Annotated in this window: 15 protein-coding genes and 1 pseudogene; 7 read left to right on the forward strand and 9 right to left on the reverse strand. The window is 38.4% G+C overall.

Annotated elements, in window-relative coordinates; genetic code table 11:
• Positions 1 to 40 precede the first annotated feature (40 nt).
• A pseudogene (locus GJV03_RS21775) lies at positions 41 to 181 on the forward strand (enoyl-CoA hydratase); the annotation flags it as partial.
• Positions 182 to 263: 82 nt separating this feature from the next.
• On the opposite strand, the gene GJV03_RS14635 reads toward GJV03_RS21775, so the two are convergent.
• Both GJV03_RS14635 and GJV03_RS14640 read right to left on the reverse strand, forming a co-directional pair.
• Positions 264 to 1,109 (reverse strand): IclR family transcriptional regulator, encoded by an 846-nt coding sequence (locus GJV03_RS14635; RefSeq protein ID WP_004721467.1) that lies wholly within the window; start codon positions 1,107 to 1,109, stop codon positions 264 to 266.
• 190 nt (positions 1,110 to 1,299) lie between these two features.
• Positions 1,300 to 2,517 carry a CaiB/BaiF CoA-transferase family protein gene (locus GJV03_RS14640; RefSeq protein ID WP_154130385.1) on the reverse strand — a complete coding sequence of 406 codons (1,218 nt, stop codon included), beginning with the start codon at positions 2,515 to 2,517 and terminating at the stop codon, positions 1,300 to 1,302.
• 329 nt (positions 2,518 to 2,846) lie between these two features.
• Here GJV03_RS14640 and GJV03_RS14645 point away from each other — a divergent pair, with 329 nt between their 5' ends.
• The 4 genes from GJV03_RS14645 to GJV03_RS14660 all read left to right on the forward strand — a co-directional run bounded on the left by GJV03_RS14645 (position 2,847) and on the right by GJV03_RS14660 (position 8,051).
• The gene (locus tag GJV03_RS14645; RefSeq protein ID WP_004721470.1) at positions 2,847 to 3,998 is read left to right on the forward strand and encodes an acyl-CoA dehydrogenase family protein; all 1,152 of its coding nucleotides are present in this window, start codon (positions 2,847 to 2,849) and stop codon (positions 3,996 to 3,998) included.
• Positions 3,999 to 4,059: 61 nt separating this feature from the next.
• Positions 4,060 to 5,310, forward strand: coding sequence for an MFS transporter (locus GJV03_RS14650; RefSeq protein WP_154130386.1), 1,251 nt, complete (start codon positions 4,060 to 4,062; stop codon positions 5,308 to 5,310).
• A gap of 173 nt (positions 5,311 to 5,483) precedes the next feature.
• A complete protein-coding gene (locus tag GJV03_RS14655) occupies positions 5,484 to 7,196 on the forward strand; it encodes an electron transfer flavoprotein-ubiquinone oxidoreductase (RefSeq protein WP_154130387.1) in 1,713 nt (570 codons plus the stop codon).
• 264 nt (positions 7,197 to 7,460) lie between these two features.
• A complete protein-coding gene (locus GJV03_RS14660; RefSeq protein WP_252720716.1) occupies positions 7,461 to 8,051 on the forward strand; it encodes a tetratricopeptide repeat protein in 591 nt (196 codons plus the stop codon).
• Positions 8,052 to 8,128: 77 nt separating this feature from the next.
• Here GJV03_RS14660 and GJV03_RS14665 read toward each other — a convergent pair whose 3' ends face one another.
• Positions 8,129 to 8,458 carry a hypothetical protein gene (locus GJV03_RS14665; protein WP_004721480.1) on the reverse strand — a complete coding sequence of 110 codons (330 nt, stop codon included), beginning with the start codon at positions 8,456 to 8,458 and terminating at the stop codon, positions 8,129 to 8,131.
• A gap of 729 nt (positions 8,459 to 9,187) precedes the next feature.
• Here GJV03_RS14665 and GJV03_RS14670 point away from each other — a divergent pair.
• Both GJV03_RS14670 and GJV03_RS14675 read left to right on the forward strand, forming a co-directional pair.
• Positions 9,188 to 10,867: an arylsulfatase gene (locus GJV03_RS14670; protein WP_004721482.1), complete on the forward strand. Its 1,680-nt coding sequence runs from the start codon at positions 9,188 to 9,190 to the stop codon at positions 10,865 to 10,867.
• The gene (locus tag GJV03_RS14675; RefSeq protein WP_056512937.1) at positions 10,864 to 11,868 is read left to right on the forward strand and encodes an SUMF1/EgtB/PvdO family nonheme iron enzyme; all 1,005 of its coding nucleotides are present in this window, start codon (positions 10,864 to 10,866) and stop codon (positions 11,866 to 11,868) included. Before GJV03_RS14670 ends, GJV03_RS14675 begins: the two co-directional genes overlap by 4 nt.
• A 127-nt stretch (positions 11,869 to 11,995) precedes the next feature.
• Here the strand turns inward: GJV03_RS14675 and tatC are convergent, their stop codons facing one another.
• The 6 genes from tatC to GJV03_RS14705 form a co-directional block, all read right to left on the reverse strand.
• On the reverse strand, positions 11,996 to 12,769 hold the full coding sequence (gene tatC, locus GJV03_RS14680) for a twin-arginine translocase subunit TatC (protein WP_154130389.1): 774 nt from the start codon (positions 12,767 to 12,769) through the stop codon (positions 11,996 to 11,998).
• On the reverse strand, positions 12,766 to 13,284 hold the full coding sequence (tatB, locus tag GJV03_RS14685) for a Sec-independent protein translocase protein TatB (RefSeq protein ID WP_154130391.1): 519 nt from the start codon (positions 13,282 to 13,284) through the stop codon (positions 12,766 to 12,768). The genes tatC and tatB overlap by 4 nt, the downstream gene beginning before the upstream one ends.
• Before the next feature lie 17 nt (positions 13,285 to 13,301).
• Positions 13,302 to 13,526 (reverse strand): Sec-independent protein translocase subunit TatA, encoded by a 225-nt coding sequence (gene tatA, locus GJV03_RS14690; RefSeq protein ID WP_056512930.1) that lies wholly within the window; start codon positions 13,524 to 13,526, stop codon positions 13,302 to 13,304.
• 148 nt (positions 13,527 to 13,674) lie between these two features.
• Positions 13,675 to 15,438 carry an alkaline phosphatase D family protein gene (locus tag GJV03_RS14695; protein WP_154130392.1) on the reverse strand — a complete coding sequence of 588 codons (1,764 nt, stop codon included), beginning with the start codon at positions 15,436 to 15,438 and terminating at the stop codon, positions 13,675 to 13,677.
• Positions 15,439 to 15,544: 106 nt separating this feature from the next.
• On the reverse strand, positions 15,545 to 16,558 hold the full coding sequence (locus tag GJV03_RS14700) for a lipase secretion chaperone (RefSeq protein WP_105714756.1): 1,014 nt from the start codon (positions 16,556 to 16,558) through the stop codon (positions 15,545 to 15,547).
• A gap of 77 nt (positions 16,559 to 16,635) precedes the next feature.
• Complete coding sequence (locus GJV03_RS14705) at positions 16,636 to 17,859, reverse strand: alpha/beta fold hydrolase (protein ID WP_154130394.1); 1,224 nt, start codon at positions 17,857 to 17,859, stop codon at positions 16,636 to 16,638.
• Positions 17,860 to 18,161: the final 302 nt, after the last annotated feature.

Consider the following 18,161-nt stretch of genomic DNA (forward strand, 5'->3'; position numbering starts at 1 on the left):
CTCACTATTTTATATTTAGAGGCTCATTTCTTAGCATCCTATGCTTGTCGATAATTTATTAAATCTGATCGATCATGAGTCCACTGTATTCTCACTTTGTTTGCAAGGTGACGAATTTAAACAAGCACTGAGTGCATTGATGAAAAAAACAGCACCTATTTTTCGTAAGCAAACTATTTAACATGCATCTTATTAACATGCATCTTATTAAAAAGGCCAACAATGTAGATCGTTGCTGGCCTTTCAGTTTTAAAGCAATAAAATTAGCTAATTTCAGTACGAATATTATTCACCATGTGGAGAAGACGCGGTGCAATATCCTCTTCAAGTTTTTCACGGTTCATAATAAAGCTTGGTCCGCCGCAGTTAAATACCAGTAGACCATGTTGTTCATGAATCAAAGGGACTGCCACTGAATTGACATCTTTATGCCATTCACCAATTGAAAAACAATAACCAAAATCTTGATAATCTTTAAATGCCTTATCTAAATCACGGTTAATCTTGATCCAATCGTCTTTATGTTTGCTACGGATTGCATCAAGTAAAAACTCTCTTTCATCTTCAGGCATTGCAGCCAGACATGCACGTCCCATTGAACTTAAATGAATCGGTAAATAAGTACCGACTTGACGACGCATGGTCATATTGCCCTTGCCTTGTACCACATCCAAATAAATCATATTTAGACGATCACGCGTTGCCATTGCCACAGCAGCACCCGCATAATCCGCTAAGTTTTTCATATAGGGATGTGCAATATTACGGATAGACACATTAGAAAGCATGGAGTAACCAAACGCCAAAACCCCAACTGAAAGTTGAAATTTGCTTGAATTTGGGACCTGCTTGATATAGCCCAAACGTGACAATGTGTGCGTTAAACGGGTAATGGTCGGTTTAGGCAAACCCGTCATTTGTGATAACTCTTGATTACCCAAATGCTGATGTTTTGGGGTAAAGCAACGTAAGAGTTCTAAACCACGTCCTAAAGCTGTAATAAATTGACGATCATTTTCATCTTGCATATCTTCAATCGGATGCAATAACTCATGCCTCAAAGGCGCTAATAATTTTTCTGTTTGTTCTGCATCTACGGCATCATTCATGGTTATACCAATTCACATATTTGTTTCGCACTGCGAAAATTATAATCTATTTTTTCTATAAATAGCAAAAAGCAATCATCTGATTCACTTTGAAAATAAAACGATGCATCCATCTCGATGTGAAAAGTCTAAATTTGCTTATTTTATTGAAAAAAATGGCTTTAGACTGCTCACATCATCTATTTAAAAACTATCCTATCACGCCTTTGGCTTTTAACTCATCAAGTTTTGCTGGAGAGATAATACGACCTAAGATTGTTTGAGTATGTTCGCCTAATAAAGGAGGCGCATTTCTATACTCTACAGGTGTACGTGAAAGCTTAATCGGGGAACCGACCACAGTAAGTTTTTCACGTTGAGGATGTTGCATTTCTACCAGCATCTCTCGCGCAATTACTTGAGGTTCATTAAAAGCTTGCTCTAGATTATTAATCACACCAACAGGCACTTTAGCAGCATAAATTGCACTCACCCACTCATCGGCAGTCTTGCTTAAAAAATGCTTTGATAAAATTTCTATTACTTCATCACGATGCTTAACACGATCTGCATTACGGGTAAATCGAACATCATTGGGTAACTCTGGCAAACCAATACTTCTGCACAGTTGAATAAACTGGGTGTCATTACCACAAGCAATGATAAACTCTCGATCTGCGGCTTTAAATAATTGATAAGGCACAATATTGGCATGTGCATTGCCATAACGTACAGGCACTTTTCCAGATGAAAGATAATTCATTCCTTGATTTGCCATTGTGGCAATTTGCACATCAAGTAAAGCCATATCTATATGTTGCCCTAAACCCGTCATATGACGATTGAGCAAAGCCGCTTGTATGGCAATGGTTGAATATAATCCCGTTGATAAGTCTGAAAATGCGACACCTACTTTTTGCGAACCACCACCGGGTAAATCATCTTTTTCACCCGTGATGGACATCAGTCCACCCATTCCTTGAATGATAAAATCATAGCCAGGTTCTTCTGCTCTCGGTCCATTTTGACCAAAACCCGTAATCGAGCAATAAACCAGTTTAGGATTAATTTCTGATAAAGAAGCATAATCCAAGCCATATTTTTTCAAAGAACCAGCTTTGTAGTTTTCAATGACCACATCGGTATCTTGAATAAGTGCTTTGATGAGCGCCTGCCCTTCAGGATTTGCAATATCAATTGCAACAGAAAGTTTATTACGATTGGTCGACTGATAATAAGCGGCTTCTCGTGTCTCTTGTCCGGCGTCATCTTTCATCCAAGGTGGTCCCCAAGAACGCGTATCATCACCTAGTTTCGGTCTTTCAACCTTAATCACTTCTGCGCCTAAATCGGCAAGAATCTGTCCACACCACGGTCCAGCCAGTACTCGACTTAAGTCAAGTACACGAATTCCATTTAAAGCACCCATGTTTATTCCACTAACCTTTGATTAATTTCCTACAGGAAAATTTATTTAACATAAATTTCGCATAGCGATATATATTTTTAATATACACAGAAAACTTTAAAAATAAAACTTAATTTTTTCATCAAAAGTGATGATTTTTATTCAACAAATATAGATTAATTAAATCAAATAATTAGCCAACTGAAAAACAAGCACAATATACCGCATTGCGAAATTAATTTTCAAAATATATTGTTTTCTACTGATCCTTTGATTACTATCGCATCAATATGCAGGGTTTTAGCAACATCAGCTCGATGTTTTCAACATGTTGTACAAAGGACAAGACTATGATTCGAGATCAGGAAACACTCAAACAATTAGTAGATATGATTCGACAGTTTGTAGATGGTGTCCTTATTCCTCATGAGAATGAAGTCGCGGAAACAGATCAAATCCCTCAAGCCATCATTGAGCAAATGAAAGCTTTGGGTTTGTTTGGGCTGACGATTCCAGAAGAATACGAAGGTCTTGGCTTGACCATGGAAGAAGAGGTGTCCATCGCTTTTGAACTTGGACGTACTTCGCCTGCCTTTCGTTCACTGATCGGCACCAATAATGGAATCGGTTCGAGTGGCCTGATTATTGATGGTACCGAAACTCAAAAATCATTTTTCTTGCCCCGTTTAGCACGTGGTGAAGTGATCAGTTCTTTTTGCTTAACTGAACCAGATGCAGGCTCAGATGCTGCCTCTTTAAAAACCAGTGCTGTAAAAGAAGGTCAGTTTTATATTTTAAATGGCACCAAACGCTTTATTACCAATGCACCTCATGCAGGGGTATTTACGGTGATGGCACGAACCAATCCAGACATTAAAGGTGCTGGTGGAATTTCTGCTTTTATCGTAGATCGCAAAACCGCAGGAATCTCTCTAGGTAAAACAGATAAAAAAATGGGGCAAAAAGGTGCCCATACCTGTGATGTGATTTTTGAAAACTGTCGGGTTCCTGCTTCAGCACTGATTGGCGGTGTCGAAGGTGTAGGATTTAAAACCGCAATGAAAGTCTTGGATAAAGGTCGTTTACATATAGCCGCAATCAGTGTCGGTGCTGCCATACGTATGTTAGACGATACCTTAAAATTCGCCCTTGAGCGTAAGCAATTTGGACAAGCGATTGCTGAATTTCAACTGATTCAAGCCATGCTTGCTGACTCCAAAGCAGAAATTTATGCAGCGCAATGTATGGTTTTAGATGCAGCAAGACAACGTGATGCTGGGCACAACGTTAGTACAGAAGCATCATGCGCAAAAATGTTTGCCACTGAAATGTGTGGTCGCGTAGCCGATCGTTGCGTACAGATTCATGGTGGCTCTGGCTATATCAGTGAATATGCAATTGAGCGTTTTTACCGAGATGTGCGTTTATTCCGTCTCTATGAAGGCACCACCCAAATTCAACAAATGATTATTGCTCGAAATATGATTCGCGCTGCGTCTTAATTAATTTTTAGGCACTTTAAAACGATTTGAAGTGCTGTAAATCAAATGTAGGTAATGGATTATGGCGACAAACTACAATACACATCTCTCTTCAATACAACCTCACACTTGGAAAATTGCATTTGTTTTTGCATTTTTAGCCTTGTTGGTGGATGGTGCCGATCTGATGCTGCTGTCTTATAGTCTCAACAGTATTAAGGCAGATTTTGGTTTAAGTTCCGTGCAGGCAGGTATGCTGGGTAGTTTTACCTTGGCGGGTATGGCTGTCGGTGGAATATTTGGGGGATGGGCATGTGACAAATTTGGTCGAGTACGGATCGTGGTTATTTCTATTCTCACCTTCTCACTACTTACATGTGGACTAGGCTTTACCCAAAGCTTTCTTGAATTTGGACTATTACGCTTTTTTGCTTCTCTCGGACTAGGCTCGCTTTATATTGCCTGCAATACCTTGATGGCGGAATATGTACCCACACGTTACCGTACAACGGTATTGGGTACCTTACAAGCAGGTTGGACAGTTGGCTATATTGTTGCAACGCTACTCGCTGGATGGATTATTCCAGATCATGGCTGGCGTATGCTGTTTTATGTTGCCATTGTACCTGTATTAATTGCTGTTTTAATGCATCTTTTGGTGCCTGAACCACTCGCATGGCAACAGTCTCGTTTACAACAACCAACACGCGATAAAAATTCTGAGGAAAATTCGGCATTTAAACTGATTTTTAAAGATAAACGAAATCGTAATATGTTTATCTTGTGGGCGCTCACAGCAGGCTTCTTGCAATTTGGTTATTATGGGGTAAATAACTGGATGCCTTCATATCTAGAAAGTGAATTAGGCATGAAGTTTAAGGAAATGACCGCATATATGGTCGGTACCTATACCGCTATGATCCTCGGTAAAGTCCTTGCGGGGATGATGGCTGATAAGCTTGGTCGTCGCTTTACTTATGCCTTTGGTGCGATTGGGACTGCTATTTTTCTACCACTGATTGTTTTTTATAACTCACCCAGCAACATTTTATATTTATTGATCGCTTTCGGATTTTTATACGGTATTCCTTATGGTGTAAATGCCACCTATATGACGGAAAGTTTCCCAACAGCGATTCGTGGTACAGCGATTGGTGGTGCCTATAACGTGGGGCGTCTTGGTGCAGCACTTGCGCCTGCAACGATTGGCTACTTGGCATCGGGTGGTTCTATTGGTTTAGGTTTTGTGGTGATGGGAGCTGCTTATTTAATTTGCGGCGTTATTCCTGCCCTCTTCATCAAGGAAAAACTCTACGATCCGCAAAAATCGTAAAAGTAACCTTGTAAAATCAGTTATCCCATTTTAAAGCCAGCTAAATCTAGCTGGCTTTTTTGTGGGTATCATTTTGAATTTGCTCATCAAGCAGCCCTTTTTTGATGCTTTTTTATTTGATATTTTTAGCCCAATAAATTAAAATACCGCTAAGCGAAATAGGATTTCTTTTTATGAAAGATTTACAACGAGAGTCAATGGAGTTTGACGTAGTGATCGTAGGCGCAGGCCCTGCGGGTCTTTCTGCTGCGATTAAAATTCGTCAATTAGCGCTTGAAAACAATCTTCCAGACCTTTCCGTCTGTGTGGTTGAAAAAGGCTCTGAAGTTGGTGCGCATATCCTTTCTGGTGCTGTACTTGAACCGCGTGCAATCAATGAACTTTTTCCTGACTGGAAAGAACAAGGTGCACCTTTAAATGTACCTGTGACAGAGGACAAAACTTATTTCCTCATGTCTGCTGAAAAGTCACAAGAAGCACCGCATTGGATGGTTCCTAAAACCATGCACAATGATGGTAACTATGTTATTTCATTGGGTAATGTGGTTCGTTGGTTAGGTCAAAAAGCGGAAGAGTTAGAAGTTTCTATCTTCCCTGGCTTTGCTGCCTCAGAAATCCTTTATCATGAAGATGGTTCTGTAAAAGGCATCCAAACTGGTGATATGGGTATTGGTAAAGATGGTGAACCTACTCATAACTTTACTCCTGGCTATGAACTTCATGCAAAATACACAATTTTTGCAGAAGGTTGCCGTGGACATCTCGGTAAACGTCTGATTGCAAAATACAGCTTAGATCAAGATGCTGATCCGCAACATTACGGTATCGGGATCAAAGAACTTTGGGAAATCGACCCTGCAAAACATAAACCAGGTTTAGTGATGCATGGTTCAGGCTGGCCTTTGGCAGAAACGGGTTCTTCGGGCGGCTGGTGGTTATATCACGCTGAAAATAACCAAGTGACCTTGGGTATGATTGTCGATTTATCTTATGAAAATCCACACATGTATCCTTTTGCTGAAATGCAACGTTGGAAAACACATCCACTGATCAAGCAATATCTTGAAGGTGGTAAGCGTATTTCTTATGGCGCACGTGCAGTTGTTAAAGGCGGTCTAAACTCTCTACCTAAACTGACTTTCCCTGGCGGTTGCTTAATTGGTGATGATGCTGGTTTCTTAAACTTTGCTAAAATCAAAGGCTCTCATACTGCGATGAAATCGGGCATGTTGTGCGGTGAAGCTGTATTTGAAGCAATCCAAGTAGGTCATGAGAAAGGTGGTGATTTAGCGGTTGCGCGTGTCGCTGAAGGCGAAGATTTCTTTGCTAAAGAATTGACTGCCTATACTGACAATTTCAACAACAGTTGGTTAAAAGAAGAGTTACATCGTTCACGTAACTTTGGTCCAGCGATGCATAAATTTGGTTTATGGATGGGTGGTGCATTTAACTTTATCGATCAAAATATCTTTAAAGTGCCATTTACACTACATGACCTTGCACCTGACTTCAGTGCATTAAAAACTGTAGATACTGCGACATTTAAACCTAACTATCCAAAGCCAGACGGTAAATTAACCTTTGATCGTTTATCTTCTGTATTTGTATCGAATACCGTACATGAAGAGAATCAACCAGCTCACTTAAAGCTGACCGATGCTTCGATTCCAATCAATGTCAACTTACCAAAATGGGATGAGCCAGCTCAACGTTACTGCCCTGCTGGTGTTTACGAGATTATGGAAAATGATGATGGTTCTAAGCGCTTCCAGATTAATGCTGCAAACTGTGTTCACTGTAAGACTTGTGATATCAAAGATCCATCTCAGAATATCACATGGGTAACACCGGAAGGTGGTGGTGGGCCTAACTATCCAAATATGTAAGCTGGATACTTAGGACGATGCTTTAATGCTGCTCACCACTAAACATGCGAGTGTTTAGATAATTTTGTGTAGTATTAACAGCGTCTTTTACCCCAATTTGTCGAGTGATATAAGCTCTTCATTTTCATTATTTAGGTAAGTTTAGTTCCCTAGGGAGCTAAACTTGAAAGACAAAATAGAATAAGTCTTGGCTCAAATTAAGTTGACTATAACTTAATTTTGCACTTTAATTTTATTGATTAAAAGATACAAATGATTGAAAAAATGAAGAAATTTAAAATTAAAAAGCTGATGTACCCTCTGATTATAGTTACATTTTTTCCCACTACACTTGTATTTGCAGAAAGTTTTGAAGCGCTACTCGAAAAAGCCAACAATGGGGACGTAAAAGCGCAATACCAAGTGGGTTATCTTTATAGCAGTGGCAATCAGGGTGTGTCCTTTGATGAAGAAAAAGGTGTTTTTTGGTTTAAAAGAGCCGCAGAAGCGGGTGATTCAGAATCTCAACTCAGTTTAGCAATGAGTTATTTATGGGGCTCAGGTGTCGGTAAAAATACCCGTAAAGGTATTGAATGGCTGACCAAATCTGCAAATCAGAACAATGCGATGGCACAATACAATTTAGCTGAAGAATATTCAGATGGGAAAAATATCAAGAAAGATCTAGATCTTGCAAATTATTGGTATCTTAAGTCGGCTGAAAATGGTGATGTGACAGCACAATTTAAATTGGGATCTCTATACTTAGATGGAAATTTAGGTCTACCTCAAGATATCAATAAAGCAAAAGAATGGCTGAAAAAAGCCGCAGATCAAGGCTATGAATTAGCACAACGGCAATTGACTGTACTATGATTGAAGACAATAAAACCACCAACTTACCAATTTATAGAATTGATTTTTAATGATTATTTATTTTTACTGATACTTTTTTAAATCAGCGGTTTTACAACATTTAAAACCTCATGGCTTTTAACAATTAAACAAATACATTGATCAAAAATGGCTTTTGAATTTTGTATAAATTCATCTTCCATCGCATCTAAATGTAAGTGGCTTTCTTTTTGGACTTTTTTGTACAAGGCAAATAAATCATGCTTATACTGAGACTTACAACTGAGATTGAAGTCCTTGAGTTCTTGCTCAAGTTCTAAACGCATATTTTCAATAAAATGCTGACGTGAAGCTTTATTATTCTGAATATAAAATAAGCGTGTTTGTTCATAAGTTCCTTTATGAAATATCATTTCATAAATTTTCATCGTAATACTTACCTATAGATTTGTATTTTCACTCTTAAAAGTAGAATTCATACAAATGTGTTATTTTATAAAATTTATCTATGTTCCCATTGAGATAATGTATTTTCAGTCTTTTATAAACATCTTTATCTGTTGTTTTTTATTAATCCTTAAAAACTCCTATTTCCCTTGGGGAAGGGAAATAGGATCAAGGCATCAAGAATCTTTAAAAAAGATCTCCCTCTAATTCTGTAGAATTTATCACAATAATCTTCAATTAATCAATACACCATCAACATAAAAACAGACAGTTCTGTATATTTTTGTTTAAAAAACATTCATTCGTAATCAAAGTGACTTGTTTATTTACATCGGCGTTTAAAGTTTAATCAGATTAAATTGTAGAACTGGATAAATTCAAATTGTTGCTATGCTAAAACCAATGATATTACAAAGGTGTATTTGAATATCATGTATTAAACTATCACGAATATAAAACTTTCCTAATATGCCTAAAGCATATCCAAGGCCTTGCTATAAGCTGATGGTGCTCATTTTTTTAAGCCTAGAAGTATTTTGGTTTTATTAAACAGCTCAACATACTTACTTTTAAATGATTTCAACATCTATTCGGAAGCATATTGAGGGCTTTTCTTTTTTTCAGATTAACAATCAAATTTTAATTATTTTTACCATAAAAATTAACGCTCTAAACTCAGCCTAATTTTTTAAAAAACCAAGTCGACACGTATGTCTCATAAAAATCTGCTTACAACACTTTCTATTGCATTAATCAGTCTTTCTATTTCAGCATGTAATAATGATTCAGACCATTCAAATACTGTGGTGGAAACCAAGAAACAACCGAATATTTTATTTATCATGGCTGATGATTTAGGTTATTCGGATTTAGGGGCATTTGGTGGAGAAATACATACCCCAAATATTGACGCATTGACCAAAGAAGGTCGTATTTTAACGGACTACCATACTGCCCCGACCTGCTCACCGACGCGTTCACAATTGATTTCGGGTACAGACCATCACTTAGCTGGCATTGGGGCTATGGCTGAGCTCACTCCTGCCCACTTAAAAGGCCAGCCGGGTTATGAGGGCTACTTAAATGAGCGCTCACTCTCAATAGCAGAAGTGCTTAAAGATAATGGCTACCGAACCTATATCAGTGGAAAATGGCACCTCGGTTTAACCGCTGAAACTAACGCACATGTAAAAGGCTTCGATCATTCATTTACGCTATTGCAAGGTCTAGATTTACACTTTAAACAAGCGCCTAGTGCATATAAACGTAATGCCACCTATACGGAGGATGGTAAAGTTGTTCCAATTTCAGCATTACCCGATGATTTTTTCTCAACCAATTACTTCACCGATAAGCTAATTAGTTATTTAGAGTCAGGTAAAAATTCAGGAAAACCATTCTTTGCCTATGCTGCTTACACCGCGCCTCATTGGCCATTACAAGCCCCAGCTGAATATCGTGACCGTTATCGTGGCGTTTACGATGCTGGTTATGATGTGATCCGTAATGGTCGTATTGCCCGCCAAAAACAACTTGGTCTAATTCCAGCTAACTTTACTGCAGCCGAACCGATTGCGACAAAAAATGCACCACAAAAATATGGCAAATGGAATGAACTTTCCGCAGAGCAAAAAGTCTTAGAAGCACGCAGAATGGAAATCTATGCGGGTATGGTCGAAAACCTTGATGCCAATATTGGACGCGTGATTGAGTATTTAAAACGCAATAACTTATACGACAATACTTTAATTTTCTTTGTTTCAGATAATGGAGCTGAAGGCTTTATTCGTGGTAGTTATGGGGCTGAATCAGGTTTTGATAATCGGGTGAACAATGTCGGTACATCCAGTTCTTATCACTATGTCGGTCCGCGTTGGGCTGAAGTCAGTGCTGCACCTTTCCATTTATGGAAAGATACTGCGGGTGAAGGTGCAACCACAGCACCAGCCATTGTTAAACTTCCTCATCAAAATAAAGCGCAAGCAACCTATCATGGTTTTGCTTCAGTGCTCGATGTTTTCCCAACTGTTTTAGATTATGCCAATATTGCTGTCCCACAAAGTCAATATAAAGGTCGTCAGATTAATACCCCAAGCGGTTACTCGTGGAAATCGGTGCTTGAAAATAAAGCACAGGCGATTCGTCCTGTAAACTTTAGTTTTGCAGATGAATTGCATGGCAGTAAATATGCGCGTCAAGGCGAATGGAAAATTGCTTTACAAGGTAAAGCAGAGCTAGGAACGGGAGCTTGGGAATTATATAACTTAAAAAATGACCGTGGTGAAACCCAAAACCTTGCACAAAATAACCCAGTAAAACTACAAGAACTACTTGATGTGTATAACAAATATACCCAACAAAATGGGGTGAAGGAATACAACATTCAATGAAGTTTAGCCCTCTTTTAATTTCACTATGTAGCCTGTTCCTTGTAACAGGCTGCAATAAAGCTACGCCCGACTCGCACCATTCTCCCAAACAAACCAGCAAAGCTTCTATACCACTTGGTTCATTGCAGCAATGCGAACACTATTCAGGTTTACCCAATGCATGGCAAAAAAAGCCAACAGCAGGTATGGTTTGGATTGCCAAAGGATCATTTCAGCTCGGCTCCGATAAAGCCTATCCCGATGAACTCAATTTTGGGCAAAAACAACGTCAAGTTGAGGGTTTCTGGATCGATCAAACCGAAGTGACTGTGGCGCAGTTTAGTAGTTTTGTAAAAGCAACCGGCTATGTAACCGACGCAGAGCAACAGAAACAGGCAGCTGTATTTTCACCAGATGCCAATAAGCCTAATCAGTGGTGGCAACTCAAGTCTGATTACACTTGGAAAACGCCTAATGGCGCTTCGGGTCAAGCTCCACGCCCTGCTGAACCTGTTCGCTATGTGACCAAAAATGATGCTGAACATTACGCAGTTTGGTTAGGACGAGATTTACCTACCGAACAAGAATGGGAATATGCTGCAAAGGCGGGCTCAAAAACCGATACGCCACTGCATCAAGCGCCTCAGGATGCCCATCAACATCCACAAGCCAATTATTGGCAAGGTGAATTTCCAATGCATAATTCTGTTGAAGACCATTTTGCAGGTGTGGCACCTGTCGGCTGCTACCCTGCCAATGCGTTCCAATTGTTCGATATGATTGGGAATGTCTGGGAGTGGACCTCTTCTGTATATCAAGGCGCGCATGATCAACATATGGGAAATTATACTGATCTGCGTCAGCAAAGCATCGCAGCAACCCAATATGTGATTAAAGGTGGTTCTTTCTTATGTGCTTCGAGTTATTGCTCTCGTTATCGAAATAGTAGTCGATATCCGCAAGAGTTTGATTTGGCTGCAACGCATGTGGGGTTTAGAACAGTATTACGAACTCACCCATGAGACAAGGATAGGTTAAAATCTAGAGATCTGGCGAATTTATACACTTAAATATAAATTCGTCTGCTTTAAAAAAGAAGGGTTGAATAGAACAAAGCAACACTTAACCACTTTCGCTACAAATCAGCACTTATACACGTTTACGTTTTTCAATCATCTTGCCAAATACCAATCCCAATTCAAACAACATCCACATTGGAATTGCCAACATGATCATCGAAATAGCATCTGGTGGCGTGACAAACATCGCAATAAAAAAACAGCCCACAATAATAAAGCGTCTTTTTTCCACCAGCGTTTGCGTGCTGACCAAACCGATTAAAATCAATACCAGTGTAATAATTGGAATTTCAAAAGTGACCCCAAACACCAAAAAGAGTTTTAAACAGAAACTTAAGTAACTATTAATGTCTGTCATTGGCGCAACGGTATCAGGTGAAACACTGATAAAAAAATGCAGAATCGAAGGTAAGGCAATAAAATAGGCAAAGGCAATCCCTGAATAAAACAAGCAAATACTGCTCAATAACAATGGGAATGCCAGACTCTTTTCTTTTTCATACAACGCAGGTTTAATGAATGCCCAAATCTGATAAATAATAAAAGGCACCGCCAGCATCAGCGCAATAAAGAAATTCAGTTTAAAAGGTGCCATAAATGTTGCAGTTACATCTGTAGCAATCATGGTCGAACTGGCAGGTAATTGGGCACGTAGTGGTTCAGATAACATTGAATAAGTTCTGTTTGCAAATGGCAACAAACAGAAAAAAAGCACAATTAATACCCCGATAATTTTAAACAGATGCTGACGCAACACCATCAAATGTCGGGTGATTGGCATTGCTTCAAGCTGAGTCGCTTCTTCGGAAACTTGCTCTTGTAGCTGCGGTATCATTGATGTCATACGGCCACCTTCAATTGCGATATTGACTTGGATTGAACAAGATCAATACTGAGTTTTTCATCATTACATTGAACTTGTTTTAACCAGATACTTGGCAAATAGACTGTAGGAATATCACGTGAGACAGGTTGATAAATCTGCTTCACTCTCAGCTGGGCTATTTGCTGTTCTTTTAATTGCGGTTGCTCTAATTGCTGTTTCTCTAATCGTGCTGGCGCTTGCTCTTGCTGTATAGCATCTCCAGGCATAGCCGATAATTGCTGTAGCTCATGCATCTGCGCCTGCATTTTTTGCTCTAATTCTTGAATACGCTGCATCTCATTCTTCATCTGTTCGCGCAATTCAGATAAGCGTAATTCACGGTCAATGTCGTTCTGAACATTGCTGATGAGACGTTTCAATTTACTGTACCATTTCGCAACAAAACGCGCAGCTTCAGGGAGTTTATCTGGTCCTAACACCAACAGTGCAATAATCCCAAAAACCAATAATTCAGAAAATCCGACATCAAGCATGTGTTAGTTCTCCAGTTTTAGTGCTTTACCGTAGAGTTCACATCAGCATTGCTATTTTGATGTTCCTGTGTTCTTGGTTCATTCAGTGCAGCAGTGGTTGTTTCATCATCTTGAATTGATTTTTTAAAATCCTTCACCGCACCGCCGACATCTTTACCTAAATTTTTTAATTTAGATGTGCCAAAAAGTAAGATCACCACAATTGCAAAAATAAGTACGTGCCAAATCGATAATCCAGCCATGGTTTTTTACTCCTGATATTCTTGTGTTATTTCAATCATTATGTGTACAAAGACAGTTTAGCCATGTACTACTGAAGAAATGATGCGATAGCAATAGCTTCTAAATCTTCTTCAGTAGTCAGGCGATATAAAATTAAATAGACTTTTATTAAGCAGTTTTCTTAATCGAACGGGTATTGACCAATTGATTATTCAGCACCACTTGATGCCCACGTTTTGTATCCACAGTATATTGCGGCTCTTTAATGGTATCGACATAGATCCAGTCCGCTTGAACCTGCGTTGCAGTAAAGCTGACATTCAGATAACCACGTTGATTTAGGTTGGTATAATCCAATTCATCAATCAGTGTGGTAAACGCCATTTCAAACTGCTGTAACTGTTCCACTGGAATATTGAGATACTTTTCAATTCCCGGCGATGACACTGAACTTGTCGCCAGCTCAACACCGACAAAATCACCCGCCTGACTATACAACTCTGATGACCATGCATTATGGGTATCACCTGCCAGCACTACGACCTTCTTGTTCAATACTTTTAAGGTGCCATACAGAATTTCACGTTCAGCATAATAACCATCCCAAGCATCTAAATTATAAGGTGCGACAGTGGTTAAACGTGCCTTTTCAATTGCTGTCAATGTTGGATCGCCCTGTAGCACACGCATTTTCAGTTGCACTAACTCCATGATCATCGTATTGATTTGATTTAAAACCTCTTGAGTTGCGTTTCCACTCAGAACTGCACTCAACGGTACCAATAATTCAGCAGGGATTAATATCTTACCCATCAACACTTGCTGACCCAATACATTCCAAGTTGCCTTGGATTGAGCCAACTTTTGCTGTAACCATTCACGTTGGGTATACCCCATCAAGGTTCGATTCTGATTGGTTAAGTCAGTCTGAAAACGTTGAAAATCCATACCAGAAGCGGTGATATAATCGGTATATTCCAGTTGCTTATCTCTGGCAAGGATACGGGTATCTAACATGGTCAATTGCACCAGTGAACCAAAGTCAAACTGGCGATAAATATTGAGATGATCATTTGCGGAAATAGGACGAATCGGCATCCATTCAAAGTATGCTTGTAATGCAGCAAGTTTACGATCGAAGAAAGCCCCTTCATTGGCTTGGTGATTTTCAGCGCCTTCTCGCCATGTATCGTTTGCCAGCTCGTGATCATCCCAAATCACAATAAATGGATGACGGTGATGCAATGTTTGTAAATCTTTGTCTTTACGATATAACGCATAGCGTTTGCGATAATCATCTAACTTGATAATTTCTTGATTATTGTCCGCAGGCAAAGTGCGTCCTAACTTCACAGCATCTTCTGTTGCATAACCACCTTGACCATATTCATAAATATAGTCACCCAAATGAATCACCACATCAACATCTTGCTTGGCCATTTCACGATAAACATAGAAATACCCTGCTGGATAATTCGCGCAAGAACATACCGCAAAACTGACTTTGCTGGGGTTGATTGGTAGCGTCTTGGTTTGTCCAACTGGTGAAACTTTATTGCCAAAGCTAAAACGATAGAAATAGCGTTGATCTGGTTTTAAGTTTGTGGCATCAACTTTCACCGTGAAGTCTTGTGCTTTTGCTGTGGTGACTTTGTCTGTTTTAATGATTTGCTTGAATTGATCATCTAAAGCAATTTCCCAAGTCACTTGCAAACGTGCGCTGCTATCATTGGGCGTTAAGCGTGTCCATAAAATCACGCGATCTTGTAAAGGGTCTCCACTGGCAACCCCATGTTCAAAATTGACTTGTAGTGTTGTTGATTCTCGATCTGAACTGTCATTACATCCCGTAAAACCCGCAGATAAAGACAGTGCACCAAAACCGAATAGGCTTTTTTGAATAAGTTCTCGTCGTGTAATTTTGGCTGTCATACTTTACTCCTTAAACTATGGCTACATTACAAATACTAAATAAGACCTAAATTTATTTATTCTCTACGGTCCCATTAACTAGATTGATTCATTGAATACACTTACATTAATTGAGAATATCTAACGATTTTTCCGTATCATAAATTTTTTCCAAACTGATAATTCTCCGCTTATCATATCTGTCACTAAAAATTTCTTTTCTAAGCGCTTCAATTGATTTTTCCTGATCAAGCATATTCAAATCACGCCGCAAAATTTCACCTCGCTTTTGCATATATATTTCTGCTTGGTTTTTAAATTGCGCTCTTGATTTATCAACAGATTCCATCCGCTCGGTCACTTCAGGACCAAACACTTTTAACCGCTCCTTGCGGATCTCTTCCTGTGAACCTCCTCTATTTTTTATTTCCTGAACTTTACGAGATACATCGTTAAAGTCTTTATTAAACTTTATGGCCTTTCTCGATTTTTCGGGCAGGTTGTTTATCGCTGTATTGAGTTCCTGTTCGATTTCATCATCTGTCATCCCTGTAGAGTCATTTATTTTTAAAACAACCAACTCATAATCTTCAATTTTGTCACTTGCACCAAATAATGCCTTTATCTCAAAGGGGGTAAAAAATCTTTCTCGGATAGATCGAATCGCATCTACAAGTCTTTTCGCATTTTTATAATTCGCTTGATTTTTCGAATGTGCCTTATGCGTTAAAATGACCTGATCGGTATATTTGACATACCTAATCCATAAATCCTTTACGATACTTTGAGCCGGATCAACCAACAGCTTATTGAAAAAATTTAAACCAAAATTGGTAGGATCAGATTCAGTTGGATTATTTTTTAACAGCTTATCAAAACAATCCTTGGTCATATTGTCTAAAACAAAAGTTTGATTTGTATCAAAACTTAATTCGCAGTAAATATTCCCTCCAAACGCATCAACCGCAATGGGTATAAAACCATTGCTTGGTTTTATACTACCTATATTTAAAGCGGTCGCTTGATCTGGCTTTAAATCCTCCTGATTATTTGTCTTTTTATCTATTGGCTTAAACACAAGCCATAGAAAACAAACAATAACCACTAGAAAAAAAGATGAAACTAAAATACTTTTTTTCATTTAAAATCCCTGATTTTTTGTTTTAAATAAAATCAGGCTATATTTATTCTTTATAGATCAATATAGCCCAAAGTCAATCACATATTATTTTCCTTTAAATAATTTGCATGATCTTTTAAAACATCAATTGGGTTTGGAATTGTTGCCCATTTCGTCGGTGTTTGAATCCAACCCCAATTCCAAGGCCAGCCTGAAACTGAGAATGATTCATCGTATTTACTAAACGTTCCTGACTGTTCTCTATGTTTCCAGTTATAAATTCCTTTTAAGTTTCCTAGACGACTACTACATACCGAGACCGTACCATCATGTGCTTGGTTGGGAAATAAATTTACCACTTCATCAATTTTTCCCGTCCATGATGTCATATAAATAGGATAGGAATTTCCATTGGATCCTTTGATAAAATATCGATCAGGTGTATTGGGTAGATTATAATCGCTTGGGTTAGCTGTCTGTTTTAGACATTGAGCAGAAATGGGAATACCTTCAGGGAATAAAGTATTAAAATCTTGCATACTTTTGGCACTATTGGCTCGGATCCCTTCAAGCAAATTAATATAATTTAGACTGTTACGACGATAATCTTCATCTGGTAATTTTCTAACACCCTCACCGCCCCACACCCAGAACGAGGTGTTGGCATTAAAGGTTTTAATATCATTTTCATCTAATCTGCCATCAATTATAATTTTATGAAGTGCACTTAAAAAATCATGTCTATAAATGATATTTTGCAAAAAATTCAACACAGACTGTAGCGAAGAATAAGGCAACATACTGCTAATATCTAATTTTCCAGTTGCTTCATATTCTTGGATATTTTGATCAGCAAATGGACTTCCCCGATGTGGAGAACCAACAGTCGCGATGGAGGACACCAACTCAGGTTTAACCCCAAGCGCATAACGAGATGTCGGTCCACCTTGACTATGTCCTACTAAATTAAATTTAACGTCATCACGATAGTAAGTCGTTTGAATATACTGTAAATGCTTGATTAATTCTTCACCACGATATTCATTGCTATTTAAAGGACTTATAGAAACTGCTATCGCTGGTGTAGACTGTTCAGCCAATTGAGTTAATGTTGAGCCCCAGTAGTCATAAATAGAAAATTTTCCTAAAAACTTTACATGTTCTGCCCCTGCTAAGCCATGTACAAGCACAATTGGTTGAGGACTATTTTTATTTTCATAGCTGTCTACAATTGGATTTACATTAAAACCCGCAAAAGAATAGCTTGAATAAACTACTGTTGAAATTAAAAATGCCCACTTGGATAAATTAAAATCTTGCATACGTACTCCAATTTATAAAAATTTTCTTGTCATGGTCTATATCGTCGTCTCAAACTAAAATACATACCAAGATTCACAAATCCTTCGTGCTGTCTTATCGATTGGTATTGATTTAAATCATTTCTTAAAGTTATAAAAGTTGTGGAGTTTTATTGATAAATATTCACAACACAGTGTTAAAGTATAAAATTTAGAAATATGCGTATTGACATTTCACCACGAATTCATTGACAAATTACGACAAATATAAAGACCGATATGTATAAAGTATTTTCTTTTAGGGTTTTAGTAAATTCAATTGA

This window comes from Acinetobacter sp. RIT698 (assembly GCF_009668065.1).
GTDB classification, from domain to species: domain Bacteria; phylum Pseudomonadota; class Gammaproteobacteria; order Pseudomonadales; family Moraxellaceae; genus Acinetobacter; species Acinetobacter guillouiae.

Bases quoted from the DNA above. Each gene is read 5' to 3' on its own strand.
- GJV03_RS14660 (WP_252720716.1), top strand. From the start codon at position 7,461: ATGAAGAAATTTAAAATTAAAAAGCTGATGTACCCTCTGATTATAGTT.
- tatA (WP_056512930.1), bottom strand. From the start codon at position 13,526: ATGGCTGGATTATCGATTTGGCACGTACTTATTTTTGCAATTGTGGTG.
- GJV03_RS14665 (WP_004721480.1), bottom strand. From the start codon at position 8,458: ATGAAAATTTATGAAATGATATTTCATAAAGGAACTTATGAACAAACA.
- GJV03_RS14700 (WP_105714756.1), bottom strand. From the start codon at position 16,558: ATGAAAAAAAGTATTTTAGTTTCATCTTTTTTTCTAGTGGTTATTGTT.
- tatB (WP_154130391.1), bottom strand. From the start codon at position 13,284: ATGCTTGATGTCGGATTTTCTGAATTATTGGTTTTTGGGATTATTGCA.
- GJV03_RS14695 (WP_154130392.1), bottom strand. From the start codon at position 15,438: ATGACAGCCAAAATTACACGACGAGAACTTATTCAAAAAAGCCTATTC.
- GJV03_RS14650 (WP_154130386.1), top strand. From the start codon at position 4,060: ATGGCGACAAACTACAATACACATCTCTCTTCAATACAACCTCACACT.
- GJV03_RS14670 (WP_004721482.1), top strand. From the start codon at position 9,188: ATGTCTCATAAAAATCTGCTTACAACACTTTCTATTGCATTAATCAGT.
- tatC (WP_154130389.1), bottom strand. From the start codon at position 12,769: ATGACATCAATGATACCGCAGCTACAAGAGCAAGTTTCCGAAGAAGCG.
- GJV03_RS14705 (WP_154130394.1), bottom strand. From the start codon at position 17,859: ATGCAAGATTTTAATTTATCCAAGTGGGCATTTTTAATTTCAACAGTA.
- GJV03_RS14675 (WP_056512937.1), top strand. From the start codon at position 10,864: ATGAAGTTTAGCCCTCTTTTAATTTCACTATGTAGCCTGTTCCTTGTA.
- GJV03_RS14635 (WP_004721467.1), bottom strand. From the start codon at position 1,109: ATGAATGATGCCGTAGATGCAGAACAAACAGAAAAATTATTAGCGCCT.
- GJV03_RS14655 (WP_154130387.1), top strand. From the start codon at position 5,484: ATGAAAGATTTACAACGAGAGTCAATGGAGTTTGACGTAGTGATCGTA.
- GJV03_RS14645 (WP_004721470.1), top strand. From the start codon at position 2,847: ATGATTCGAGATCAGGAAACACTCAAACAATTAGTAGATATGATTCGA.
- GJV03_RS14640 (WP_154130385.1), bottom strand. From the start codon at position 2,517: ATGGGTGCTTTAAATGGAATTCGTGTACTTGACTTAAGTCGAGTACTG.